12 protein-coding genes are annotated in these 13430 nt (G+C 32.0%); 8 read left to right on the top strand and 4 right to left on the bottom strand.

Annotation, left to right across the window (positions count from 1 at the left end; all coding sequences use genetic code 11):
• Positions 1 to 7 precede the first annotated feature (7 nt).
• Complete coding sequence (locus tag ACH5TW_RS10725) at positions 8 to 1267, bottom strand: Y-family DNA polymerase (RefSeq protein WP_439336499.1); 1260 nt, start codon at positions 1265 to 1267, stop codon at positions 8 to 10.
• A gap of 57 nt (positions 1268 to 1324) precedes the next feature.
• A complete protein-coding gene (locus ACH5TW_RS10720; RefSeq protein ID WP_439336498.1) occupies positions 1325 to 1774 on the bottom strand; it encodes a DUF3157 family protein in 450 nt (149 codons plus the stop codon).
• A gap of 90 nt (positions 1775 to 1864) precedes the next feature.
• On the opposite strand from ACH5TW_RS10720, the gene ACH5TW_RS10715 reads away from it, so the two are divergent.
• The gene (locus tag ACH5TW_RS10715; protein WP_439336497.1) at positions 1865 to 2281 is read left to right on the top strand and encodes a putative signal transducing protein; all 417 of its coding nucleotides are present in this window, start codon (positions 1865 to 1867) and stop codon (positions 2279 to 2281) included.
• On the opposite strand, the gene ACH5TW_RS10710 is transcribed toward ACH5TW_RS10715, so the two are convergent.
• Positions 2257 to 3753, bottom strand: coding sequence for an aminotransferase-like domain-containing protein (locus ACH5TW_RS10710; protein ID WP_439336496.1), 1497 nt, complete (start codon positions 3751 to 3753; stop codon positions 2257 to 2259). The two genes, ACH5TW_RS10715 and ACH5TW_RS10710, sit on opposite strands and share 25 nt — an antisense overlap.
• A 78-nt stretch (positions 3754 to 3831) precedes the next feature.
• On the opposite strand from ACH5TW_RS10710, the gene ACH5TW_RS10705 reads away from it, so the two are divergent.
• The 6 genes from ACH5TW_RS10705 (at position 3832) to ACH5TW_RS10680 (ending at position 10209) form a co-directional block, all read left to right on the top strand.
• A complete protein-coding gene (locus tag ACH5TW_RS10705) occupies positions 3832 to 5664 on the top strand; it encodes a TonB-dependent receptor plug domain-containing protein (protein WP_439336495.1) in 1833 nt (610 codons plus the stop codon).
• 241 nt (positions 5665 to 5905) lie between these two features.
• Entirely contained in the window at positions 5906 to 6481 is a 576-nt protein-coding gene (locus ACH5TW_RS10700; protein WP_439336494.1) for a hypothetical protein, read from the top strand.
• A 3-nt stretch (positions 6482 to 6484) separates the two neighbouring features.
• The gene (locus ACH5TW_RS10695) at positions 6485 to 8122 is read left to right on the top strand and encodes a flotillin family protein (RefSeq protein WP_439336493.1); all 1638 of its coding nucleotides are present in this window, start codon (positions 6485 to 6487) and stop codon (positions 8120 to 8122) included.
• Positions 8123 to 8126: 4 nt separating this feature from the next.
• The gene (locus tag ACH5TW_RS10690; protein ID WP_439336492.1) at positions 8127 to 8609 is read left to right on the top strand and encodes a hypothetical protein; all 483 of its coding nucleotides are present in this window, start codon (positions 8127 to 8129) and stop codon (positions 8607 to 8609) included.
• A gap of 101 nt (positions 8610 to 8710) precedes the next feature.
• Positions 8711 to 9571 carry a cupin-like domain-containing protein gene (locus tag ACH5TW_RS10685; protein WP_439336491.1) on the top strand — a complete coding sequence of 287 codons (861 nt, stop codon included), beginning with the start codon at positions 8711 to 8713 and terminating at the stop codon, positions 9569 to 9571.
• 140 nt (positions 9572 to 9711) lie between these two features.
• Positions 9712 to 10209 (top strand): DUF6646 family protein, encoded by a 498-nt coding sequence (locus ACH5TW_RS10680; protein ID WP_439336490.1) that lies wholly within the window; start codon positions 9712 to 9714, stop codon positions 10207 to 10209.
• A 124-nt stretch (positions 10210 to 10333) separates the two neighbouring features.
• Here ACH5TW_RS10680 and ACH5TW_RS10675 read toward each other — a convergent pair whose 3' ends face one another.
• On the bottom strand, positions 10334 to 10807 hold the full coding sequence (locus ACH5TW_RS10675) for a regulatory protein RecX (RefSeq protein ID WP_439336489.1): 474 nt from the start codon (positions 10805 to 10807) through the stop codon (positions 10334 to 10336).
• 86 nt (positions 10808 to 10893) lie between these two features.
• Between ACH5TW_RS10675 and ACH5TW_RS10670 the strand changes: the two genes are divergently transcribed.
• Positions 10894 to 13395 carry a RemA C-terminal-like gliding motility protein gene (locus ACH5TW_RS10670; RefSeq protein WP_439336488.1) on the top strand — a complete coding sequence of 834 codons (2502 nt, stop codon included), beginning with the start codon at positions 10894 to 10896 and terminating at the stop codon, positions 13393 to 13395.
• Positions 13396 to 13430 lie beyond the last annotated feature (35 nt).

The following is a 13430-nucleotide window of genomic DNA, read 5'->3' as shown; positions in this document are numbered from 1 at the left end:
GCCCAATTTAACATTTTACTTTTATAATATCGTTAATATTAGTTGTATATCTTGGTGATAATCGTTCTTGGCGCATTTTCCAGGTGCGTTTTAAATCTTGATTACCTATTTTAATTTTATAGTTTTTATACTTGCTATTCATACTATCGATAGCTTGCATTAAGGGTTGGTGCTTTGGGTTTTCGTGCTCGAAAATATTTAATTGATAATTATCTACCGGCACCAAACCTGTAACGATAACTCCTGCCCTTTTATATTTTATTCCTGTTTTAAAGATAGACATTACTGCGCTAACGGCACAATTACTTATAATTAAAGATGAATTTGTTGGAAAAGATAGATTAACACTGGTGCTTACACGATGTTGTTCTAAGTCTTTTTTATGCCTATCGCTACTAAGCGTAACAATGATAACGTAACAACTAGAGTCTTGTTTTCTTAATTTTTCGGCACAACTTGATGCAAATGTTGAAACGCGTTCTTTTATGTTATCGATATCTGAAAATGTGTATTCGAAACTTCGGGTGGTGGCAATGGCTTGCTTATCTTTTACCTCTTCTAATTGCAAGGTTGAAATACCTTCTAAATCTTTTTTTAATCTCCATTCGACTACTGAAAAGTTTTTACGCACCCAATCGTCTGGTAATTGTGTAAAATGAAATGCTGTCTTGCATCCTTTTTCTTTTAAACGTTTTGCTAATCGCCGTCCTATACCCCAAACATCTTCAATTTTTGTCCATTTTAGGGCTTTAATGCGTTTTTCTTCAGAATTTATTACATACACCCCTTTTGTTTTTTTTGGAAACTTACGGGCTATTTTATTTGCCACTTTACTTAAAGCCTTTGTTGGAGCAATTCCAACACTGGTTGGAATACCTGTCCATTTTAAAACACGTTGCCTTATTTGTTTTCCGTAGTCATCAAAATTATAGTTTTCAAAGCCTTTAAATTGTAAGAACGATTCGTCTATACTATACACCTCAACATCTGGTGTAAATTGTTTTAATATAGACATTACACGGCTACTCATATCTCCATATAATGGGTAGTTTGAAGACAATACATGAATATTATTTGCTTTACAGAAACTTTCCCATTTAAAAATAGGTGCTCCCATAGGAAGGTTTAACGCTTTGGCTTCGTCACTTCTAGAAATGACACAGCCATCGTTATTTGAAAGAATAGCGATTGGTTTTCCTAATAAATTAGGATTAAAAACCCGTTCACAAGAGGCATAAAAATTATTACAGTCTACTAAGGCGTACATAGTAGTAAAGATAATTGAAAGACTTAAAAAAAATACATTTTTAAGTAAAATTGAATGTTAAAAAAGCTTCCTATTCTCTATAATAGAATTACCAACACGTTTATAGCTTACTTTTTTTCCATTAGCACAAAAATCATATCTGCCTTTAGCCTTTTGCTCTGAAACAGACAACAACACCACATCATTTACTGTACAGTCATTATCTTTAGCCACTTTTGCTTTAATATGACTAATTGTAGCGCGTCCTTTTTTTAATTGGTTTTGAATTTTCTTATCTAATTTAGGTTCCGTAAAATCATTTGCTAACTCACACCCATTCTTCTTAGCTGTTTTTATAATTTCTTTTACCTCAATATTATTTTTAGGACTTTCGGCATCAATATACTCCCATGTATAATCGGCTTTTAAAAGTACACGTCTACCATCATCGGTTTTTACTATATAATTGTTTTGTGCAAAACCAAAACCTGAAATAATAAATAAAAGAATAAAAAAAGACGTTTTCATAGCAAGATTATATTTAATAGAATTTCAAAAATACGCTTTTAATAAAAACGATGAAACTATTCTTCAGAAGTTCTACTTACATTTGTAATTATGAGTGATACCTTTAAAACCATAGCTAAATTTCAGTATTCTAGTGAAGCCCAAATTATAAAAGGACGGTTAGAGGCTGAAGGTATCGATGTTTTTTTAAGCGATAACTTTACCATAGACACAGACCCACTTGTAAGTAACGCCATTGGTGGTGTAAAACTTAAAGTATTAACTAAAGATGCTTTAAAGGCTGAAGATATTTTAGATAGTATTTCAAAATATTCTATAGACGATGAAGGCAACGACATACATTGCCCTAGCTGTAATAGCAACAGAATCCAATTATATTCTACAATTAAAGATTTTAAATCGTTCTTTTCATTTATAATTGGCTTTCTCTTTGGAACATTACCTTTTTACGCTAAAGACAAATACAGATGCGACGTTTGTAATCATGAATTTGATATTGAATCATAAGCTTGTTTCAACTTTTTAACGACTGTTTCAATTTCTACTTCATTTAAATCGCCAAAGCCAAAACGAATACAGCAGGTGTTTTTATCTTGATAAAGAATGGTTTTAGGTAAGAATAAATCCTGTTTCAGTGCTTGTTCTGCTAACTTAACTAAGGATATTTTGGGGTCAAAACGCAACCAAAGCGCTAAACCTCCCGATGGTTTTTCCCAAAACACAAATTCATTAAAATATTTCGTGAGGCATTCACATAAAAAATCGCGTCTTTGTTTATAAATGATGATATTCTTCTTAATCAATCTATGTATTTCACCTTCATAAATAAGCTCCGAAAGCATTTGTTCTTGAATTAAATCACCTTGTCTGTCTAATATTTTTAAATAGTTTTTAGCTTCCGAAATTAAATTTTCTGGCGCTATTACAAAGCCTGTTTGAAAACTTGGAAATAATGATTGCCCCATTTTTCCTAAATAAATAATAACACCATTAGCATCAGAACTCGCCATTGGTAACATGGCAGAACCATCGAACTGAAAATCGTAGTCGAAATCGTCTTCAATAATAGCAAACTGATATTCTTTAGCAAGCTGCATTAATTGTAAACGGCGTTCGGCACTAAGTGCTCTTGTAGTTGGGTAATGCCTATGTGCACAAACATAAATACAACGAATGGCATTTTTTATAAAATGGGTTCTAATATAATCTACATCAATACCATCGTCGTCTATGGGAATGGTTTTAACATTCGCTCCCGACTGCTGAAAAATCATATTGGCAGCATAATTACTTAAATCGCCAACCAAAACAATATCATTAGGTTTTAATAATAACTGAGACACAATGTACAAACTCATTTCTATACTTCGTGTACTCATTAAATTATGCGATTTTATATGAAATCCGCGCGTCGCATTTAAATAATTACAAAGCTGTATTTCGAAAGCAGAATGAGATGACACCGCTGTTTGATTCCATTTTGAAACTAAGGATTTCCGTTTCATAGAAGCACTGTACCATTTTGAAAATTGGTGCGTAGGGTGTAATCTTAAATCGGGTTGTCCATCATTAATACTATATGTTTTATGATTCTGTTCTTCTGTAGAAGCTAAATTAAAAGAAGGCTGAAACGGAAAACCGGTTGTTTTAGCATACTCATTAACTTGATCTATATGCTGCGAAGTTGCTTTAATAGCTGCTGTTTTCTGTTCTGGCACTAAAATACAAGTACCTTTATTTGGCACAATATCTACCCAACCTTGTGAAGCTAATTCATCGTATATTGCAACAACGGTATTCCTGTTAATATTAAATAACTCACTAAAAGTACGGGTTCCAGGTAGCCAGGTTCCCTCGGTTAAATATCCACGCTGAATTGCATTAATAATTTGCTGCGCCGCCTGAATATAAACGGGCGTTGCATTCGATTTTTCAAGATGAATTAATTGCTCTAAAAGTTTATTAACCGGACTATTCATTATTTTAAAACTGGACTACTTAACTAGTCCAGAAAGTTACGAATTTTGCAGCGTAAAAAACACATTGAATTACTTGTTATGAAAAACAATTATTTTTTAGCTATTGCTATACTCCTTTCTATCTATGGAAACGCTCAAAACGAGCCTATTATACAACAAGACACAACTGCTCTTGGAGAAGTTATAATCAAATCAACACGAATAGATTTACCGTTTAAAGAAAACTCTAGAACTATTTCTATAATTTCTTCAGAAGATATTAAAAACAGTGCTGCAAATAATATTGCAGATTTATTACAACAAGTAGCCGGATTAGACATTAGACGTCGTGGTACTGCCGGAAGTCAAGCCGATTTATATATTCGTGGTGGAAGTTTCGATCAAACCTTATTACTTATTGACGGTATAAAAATGGACGATGCGCAAACAGGACACCATACCATGAATGCCGCATTACCAATTGAAGTTATTGAGCGTATTGAAATTATAAAAGGGCCTGCAGCTCGTGTATTTGGGCAAAATGCTTTTACTGGCGCTATAAATATTGTCACTAAAAAAGAATTAAAAAACTCGGTTTCAGTTAAAGCAGAAACTGGTTCTTTTGGACAATTTAATGGAGGCATCACGGTTGGTGCAGACATGGAGAACTCATCGCACATCGTGCATGTAGATAAAATGTCTTCTGCTGGATACCTACATAACACTGATTATGACAATAGTAATTATTTTATAAAAAGTGTTTTTAATAAAAACAAAAAAGCTATTGAAATGATTGCTACGTTTCAAGATCGAAAATTTGGTGCAAACAGATTCTATGCTAGAGAAAGTGCTACAGAACAATACGAAGAAACTCAAAATAGTTTAATAGGGTTTACTACATCATTTAACACCGAAAAACTAACCATTAAACCACGTGTTTATTGGAAAAGAAATCAAGATGAGTATGTGTATTTGAGAAATGACCCAACGGTTTACAGAAACTTACACATTACCAATAAAATTGGTGCAGAAGTTAATGGTAGCTACAAATCTAATCTTGGAACTACTGGGTTTGGTGTTGATTTATCTAAAGTTTATATTAAAAGTAATAATTTAGGAGACCGCAATAGATTTATGACAACCCTATTTTTAGAGCATGAATTTAAAACAGCAGATGGTAAATTAGATATTACCCCAGGAGTGGCAGTAACTTATTTTTCAGATTTCGATTTTTATGCATTTCCTGGGATAGATATAGGTGTCAAGATAAACGACCAATTAAAAGCCTATGGAAATGTTGGTTATACATACAGAATACCAACTTATACCGATTTGTTTTATAACGATTCTAGTACAGCAGGGAATCCAGATTTAGAAGTTGAAGAAGCTTTTGCTCAAGAAGTAGGAATTAAATATTTCTCTCCTAAATTTTCAGGATCGTTAGCAGTTTACAACAGAGATGCACAAAACTTGATTGATTATATCCGTCCAAATACTACAGAAACTATTTATACAGCTACTAACATTACCGAGGTTAACACCAAAGGTTTTGAAGTTGATTTAGCATATCATTTTAAACTAAGTAATTTTAACCAAACACTTGCCGTTGGGTATAACTTTTTAGAAGATGATATTTTAAACCAAAACAAAGAGCTTTCTCGTTACTCACTAAATACGCTTAAACATCATTTTACAACACGTTTAAGTACACAATTATTTAAAAATGTAAGTCAGAATATTATTTACAAACATGCTGAACGTACTACAGGCGATAGTTATAATGTTTGGGATGCTTCGTTAGCAATAAACCTAAAACAATTAGAATTTACAATAACAGCAAGCAATATTTTTGATGCCGATTATATTGAAGCTGGCTTTGTACCTATGCCTCCAAGTAATTTATTATTTGGTTTGAGGTATAATTTTAACTAAAACTTGATACTTTTAAAAGCTAGAATAGCTTTATAATTTATGCCTGTTAGTTTTTTAAGCTAACAGGCATAACTATTTTTAAGGACCTAATTCTTCCCTTAATTGAAAATATACAATAAATTTTCACAACACTTCTGTAACAAAAATCACTTTTAAAATACCTATATATAAAATCAAGTTTTAGTATTGTAAAACTCTTTTTAAAGTTTTACCTTACAAAAAATTTCAAAGCGGTTTTATTATGGTAGATTGGTTTTCAAATTTAGAATTATTCCCAAAAATATACTGGAGTATAGCCTTATTAGGGTCTTTAATTTTTACAATATCTATGGTTTTAACCTTTCTTGGAGGCGACGCCGATGATTTAGGAGATGTAGATAGTGACATAGAAGGCGATACTGGTATTGGCTTTCAATTTATAACTTTCAAAAACTTAGTTGGCTTTTTCACCATTTTTGGCTGGAGTGGTATTGCCTGTATAGATGCAGGACTATCAAACCCAATAACCATCCTTATTTCTATAGTTTGCGGGTTACTCATGATGACTGTCATGACAGCTATGTTTTACTACATGGGAAAACTTAACGATAGTGGAACTTTAAAATACAAAAATGCCATAAACACCATTGGCGAAGTATACTTAACCATTGGCGCTAACAGAACTTCTATGGGCAAAGTACAAGTAAAAATACAAGGCACTTTAAGAGAACTTGAAGCGCTTTCCGATTCTGAAACCGATTTAAAATCTGGAGCAGTAATAAAAGTAAAAAATGTTACCGAAAACGGAATTCTAATTGTCGAACAACTTAATAAATAATTTATGCTACTATTAACAACACAAGCCTCTCAATTTGGCTTACCAATAGCTGTAATCTTTGCAGTTCTATTTATTTTCATCTTCTTTATTGTATTAATCAGAAGGTATAAACGCTGTCCTTCAGATAGAATATTAGTAGTTTATGGTAAAGTTGGTGGCGGTCAATCGGCTAAATGTATTCATGGTGGTGCTGCTTTTATACTTCCAGTTATTCAAGATTATGAGTTTTTAGATTTAACACCTATTTCAATAGAGGTCAATTTAATTAACGCCTTGAGTAAACAAAACATACGTGTTAATGTACCATCTCGATTTACTATTGGTATTTCTACAGAACCTGGTATTATGCAAAATGCTGCCGAAAGACTTTTAGGTTTAGGGCAAAACGAAATTCAAGAATTAGCACAAGAAATCATTTTTGGTCAGTTACGTTTAGTCGTTGCTTCCATGGACATTGAAGAAATTAATAGCGATAGAGACAAATTTTTAACCAATATTTCTAAAAGTGTAGAATCTGAACTTAAGAAAGTAGGTTTAAAACTTATTAACGTAAACATTACAGATATTGTTGATGAGTCTGGATATATTGAAGCTTTAGGAAAAGAAGCTGCGGCACACGCTATAAATGCGGCTCGTAAATCGGTTGCCGAAAAAACTAGAGATGGTTCTATTGGTGAAGCCAATGCCGTTCAAGATGAAAGAACTCAAGTTGCAGAACTTCATGCTAAAGCAAAAATTGGTGAAGCTAATGCTAGTCAAAATGAAAGAACTCAAATTGCTGCTGCCAATGCAGAAGCAAAAATTGGTGAAGCAAAAGCAAGTCAAAATGAACGTGTACAAACAGCTAGTGCCATAGCATTAGCTAAAATTGGAGAAGCAGAAGCCTTAAAAGACGAAAGAATTAAAACATCTGAAGCTAACGCGCGTGCTATTGATGGAGAAAACATTGCCAAAATATCTATTGCAGAATCTGATGCTCTAAGAAGAGAAAAAGAAGCAGAAGCTGAAAAAAGAGCGATTGCTTCTGAAAAAGTACAAGCAGCAAAAGCTTTAGAAGAATCTTATGCAGCTGAACAACGCGCAGAATCTGTGAGAGCAGAACGCGAACGTTCTTCTCAAATAGCCGATGTAATTGTACCAGCCGAAATTGATAAAAAGAAAGTTGAAATTGATGCTGAAGCTGAAGCTGAAAACATACGAAGAATTGCTAAAGGTGAAGCAGATGCCATTTTCTTAAAAGCTGAAGCAGAAGCTAAAGGTTTATATGAAGTATTAACCAAACAAGCTGCTGGTTTAGATCAAATTGTAAAAGCTGCTGGTAATAGTTCTAAAGATGCTGTTCTACTTTTAATTGCTGATAAATTACCAGAATTAGTAAAAACTCAAGCCGAAGCTATTAAAAACATTAAGATTGATAAAGTAACTGTTTGGGAAAATGGTGGTAATGGTGATGACGGAAAATCGTCTACAGCAAACTTCCTTTCTGGTATGTATAAATCAGTTCCGCCTTTACAAGATATGTTTAATATGGCTGGTATGGATTTACCAGAGTACTTAAAAGGAAAAGATGTTAAAGAAATTGAAGCTAAAGTTGAATCAAATGACAACAACGACGAAGCTACAATTATAAAAGAAGATTAGTTAAATGAATAATACAACGCTACAACACCTAAGAAAAGTTCCTACATCGAAGCTTATTTTTGGTGTTGTATTGTTTCTTCTTGGTGTTTTTGGGGCAATAACCAATAATATTTTTAGTTTAGTTTTATCTGGAATTGGTGTTTTTCTTATGCTAAGAGAAGGCTCTGAAATAGATTTAGCATCAAAAAAGTACCGAGAAATTTATTCTATTATGGGAATTAATATAGGTATATGGAAAGACTTACCAAATATTGAATATGTTTCGGTTTTTAAAACCAAAGAAAACAAACGAGTTCAAGCTATGGGGGCTTCTGCTAACTTTTCAAATCAAGTTTATCTATTAAATTTATTTTACAATAGAAATCAGAAAATTGAAGCATATAGAACCGAAGACTTAAATGATGCTTTTAAAAATGCAAAATATATAGCACAAGTACTTAGTATTAATGTTTTAGATGCCACAGAACGAGCATCTAAATGGCTGTAACTTATTTACTAAGAATAAGTCCGTCTTTTATAGTAACACCCAAATACTATTTTAAATTAAGTAAGGTTTTCTTAACTTTGCAAATCTAAACTTATTAAGTATTGTCGTTAAATTTACAAGACATTCCTCGAGTAAAAACCATTACCAAAGAGGACTTTTTAAAACACTATTTTAAACCTCAAAAACCAGTAGTTATTGAGCGTTTTATAAATCATTGGCCAGCTTATAGCAAATGGAATTTAGACTATATGAAAGCTATTGGTGGCAACATTACCATTCCTCTTTATGATGACAGACCTGTAGATTATAAAGATGGTTTTAATGAGCCTCATGCCAAAATGAAACTAGGCGATTATATTGATTTACTAAAAAAAGAGCCTACTAAATACCGCATCTTTTTATGGAACGCTATTAAGGAAATACCTCAACTACAAAAAGATTTCAGCTTTCCAGATTTTGGTTTACGCCTCATGAAAGGCATTCCTATGTTATTTTTTGGAGGAAAAGATTCGCACACCTTTATGCATTATGATATTGATTTAGCTAATATTTTTCATTTTCATTTTGAAGGCAAAAAACAAGTGATTTTATTTGATCAAAAACAAAATAATTTTTTATATAAAATTCCACATTCATTAATCACAAGGGAAGACATCGATTTTAACAACCCAGATTTAAAAAAATGGCCCATGTTAAAAAAAGCTCAAGGCTATAAAACCGAACTTAATCATGGCGAAATTTTGTATATGCCAGAAGGTTATTGGCATTATATGCGCTATATAACCCCAGGGTTCTCTATGAGTTTACGTGCCATTGCTAGAAATCCAAAAAACTTTAGTAAAGCTGTTTACAACTTAGTTATAATGCGAAATTTTGACAATATAATGCGCCGTATAAAAGGGCAAGAATGGATTGATTGGAAAAATAAACAAGCCATTGTTAGAACACATAATAACCTTTAACAAACCCCTCTCTTAATTACAATATTATATGTGACTTGTAAAAAAATACGGGTCTTAAACTAAATGTTTATTTAAAACAAAAGCAGCATTAATAAAACTTATAATATATTTGCGCACTGAAAAAATTAAAAACTCAAATCATGAAAAAAAATGTAATTGTATTAGTATTAGCTATTCTTAGCATATCATTTGTAAATGGACAAGCATTTACAGGTAGTAACGATAATAAATTTCAAGTTGGTGCTAATTTTCAAAATAATGCTACCGGTATTAATATAAGTTATGATTTTGGTGTTGGTCCAAATATGTCTTTCGGGGTATCATCAACTTATGCCTTAAGTGTAAACGACATAATTGATGCCGACTTTGGAGACCGTTTTGATATTAAAGGACGTTTTAATGCTAACTTAGGAAATATTATTAGTTCTGATGAAAATTTTGATCTTTATCCGGGCTTAAATTTAAGTCTTAAAAATTTTGGTGGTCACTTAGGAGCTAGATACTTTTTTTCTGAAGGTTTTGGTATTTTTACCGAGCTTAATTTGCCTCTCGCAAAATACAATAGCGATATATTAACTCCTGCTGAAAAATTACACAACCAATTTACACTTAACTTTGGGGCTGTTTTTAGCTTATAAAAACTATCTATAAATAAAAGCGGAATATTTATTGTTTTCCGCTTTTTTATTTCTCATACTTAAAAAAATAACGGATTACTATTTAACAAGTTAATTAGGTTAATACCAATTAATTTACAAAGATTTATTTTATAAGTTCATTTGCCTTTTCATACACTAAATATGATTCCCAACCACGATATAAAAAATAGTCAATAAACTTTTTTCTTTTCTTATAAACATTGGGTTCTTTAAGTAAATTCGCTCTTTTTTCGGCTAAATCACTAAAAAAACCGATGTAATCAACATCTGGTATCGTTGCAAGTGCTTGATTTATATTAAATTTGCTTACACCTTTTTGTTTTAATTCAAAATTTAATCGACGTCGGCCCCAAGCCTTAATTTTAAACTTACCGCTTACAAATGTTTTGGCAAAACGTTCTTCATTTAGAAAGTTATGCTCTAACAGATGTACTATTATCACATCTATAGCTTCAGGTATCATATACATACCTTCTAGCTTTTGCCTTACTTCTTGATGACAACGTTCTTGATACGCACAATAATGCTCTAGTTTTTTAGTAGCTTCTTGTAATGTATATGTTTTTTTTGTTTGCATAACATGCCAAAAATAACGATAGATTCATTAATAAAAAGAATAAAATTTATAAAAACCAAATCTTTAGATTGTAAAACTTAACAGATATGAGTAAAATCACCCATTTAAAAACCATTTCTTTTTTAATTTCATTTATATCTATTGTTAGTTTTGGGTTTGGACAAATTGTTGCATGGGAAATGGACACTAATATAGGAAATGAGCCAACTGTTAATGCAACTACAAATGACGCTAATTTAAACTCATCCGCATTAAGTCGTGGTAGTGGTTTAACCCCACATATTCAAAATAATACATTTTCTTCTGTTGGCTTTACTGCTTCAGGCACACAAGCAGATGCAATTACTAATAACGATTATTTACAATTTCAAGTTTCAACATCTAGTGGTTATCAAGTATCATTAAGTACACTTGATGCTACTTTTAGAAGATCTAATACTGGACCAGATTCTTTTATTTGGCGTTATAGTACAGATGGCATTAACTTTACTGATATTGGAACTCCATTTTCTTATACTGTAAATTCAGGAAATGGTACAAATCAAACACAAATTAATCTATCAACTATCCTTGCTTTACAAAATGTTGTTTCTGGTACAACTATTAGCTTTAGACTTTATGGTTGGGGAGCAAATAGTGGCACTGGAACATTTGCCATTGGAAGATTGGCAGGAAATGATCTTAGTTTAGATGGCGTAGTAACTATTACTCCTCCTTGCTCCTCTGCAATAACATGGAATGGATCATGGAGTAATGGCACTGGTCCTGGACTACTTTTAGATACAGAAGTAACTCTGCTTTCAAATTATAATACCACTACAAATGGAGGTAGTTTTAGTGCTTGTAACTTAAACATAAGTAATGGTGCTACATTAAACATAGCCAATAATGACTATGTTGAAGTACAAAATGATTTAACTGTTGATGCTGGTGGAGAAATAACCGTTCAAGCTTATGGTGCTTTTATTCAAAATAATGATTTGGGTGTTATAACAAATAATGGAGCTATTAGTGTCGTTAAAACTACATCTGAATTAAATAATTGGTATGAATATACCTATTGGAGCTCACCAGTTTCTGGTGAAACTATTGGCCAAGGATTATTTGAATCTGAAGTTTCAAGACGCTTTATCTATAATGCACAAAACTTCTTAGATTCTGAAGCTGAAACCGGAAACAATAATGCAACTGTTGCCGGACAAGACGGTATAGATGATAATGGTAATGATTGGCAATTAATAAATGGAGCTACAGTCATGCAACCTGCTGTTGGATATGCTGCAACGCACTCAGAAGACTTTTTCACTGGTCCACCAATGAGTTCTCCTCCATACCAATTTGATTACACTTTTAATGGAACGTTTAATAACGGTATAATTACAACTCCTATATATAGAAATGACTTTGAAACAAATGATATCAATTTTAATTTAATTGGCAACCCATATCCTTCTGCTATTGATGCTGATTTGTTTTTAGCAGCCAATAATAATATTTCTCAAGACATTAATGGAACAGATATTAACGGAGCAGCTTATACAGATGGAGCCATTTATTTGTGGTCTCAAAACACAGCTCCTTCTGCTACAGTTAATGGAAATGAAGATTTTAATTTTTCAGCATCTGACTATGCAATCATAAATGGAGTAGGACAAAATGCTGGTGGTGATGGCTCAACACCTAGTAGGTTTATTCCTTCTGGTCAAGGTTTTTTCATTTCAATGTCTGACTCAGCAACTCCTGTTTCGTCAAGTGTTAATAGTGATGGACATACAATTTCTCAAGGCATAGTTACTTTTAATAATGCAATGCGAACAAATGGTACAACAGATAACAGTCAGTTTTTCAAACATTCAATCACAAAATCTAAAACATTTACACCAAATAGCAATAAACTATGGGTTAACTTAACATCCGATAACGGTGTATTCAACCAAACACTAGTAGGCTATGTAAATGGAGCTACCAATGATAATGACGGATCTTATTTTGATGCTCAAAAAAGCATATCTACAGCGACATCAGCTATATTATATACAACTATTGATGGCTCAAATAAAAAGTTTGCTATCCAAGGTAAAGCTACAAATAGTTTAAATGAAAACGAAATAATAAAACTTGGATTTAGTACCAACATTAATGTTGCAACACTTTACAAACTATCTATTTCTCAATTTGAAGGTGACTTTTTAAATAGCAATCACATTTATTTAAAAGACAATTTATTAAACAAAACACATGATTTAAAAGTTTGTGATTATTCATTTACATCAGAAGTAGGTGAGTATAACGAACGTTTTAAAATTGGTTTTACTGCTGAAGCATTATCTACCGAAGACAATATTTTAGATACTAAACAGCTTAAAATTGTTCAGCTAAATAATGATCATGTTCAATTTAGTACTTCAAATAACTTAAATATTAAAACAATTCGTATTTTTAATTTATTAGGCAGACAACTTTATAACTTAAAAGGCGATAAGAGTTCTGAAACTTACAAGCTTTCAAACCTAAAGAACGCTATTTATATTGCTAAAGTAGAATTATCTAACGGTGCTATTATTACTAAAAAAAGTATTAAAAATTAATAGCTTAACAAAGCAATTCTTTATAGAATAAAAAG

This window comes from Thalassobellus sediminis (assembly GCF_044386045.1).
In the GTDB taxonomy this organism is placed as follows: Bacteria; Bacteroidota; Bacteroidia; order Flavobacteriales; family Flavobacteriaceae; genus Thalassobellus; species Thalassobellus sediminis.
Note: the sequence above shows the minus strand (reverse complement) of the source record. Positions and strands in the feature narration are given on the sequence as shown.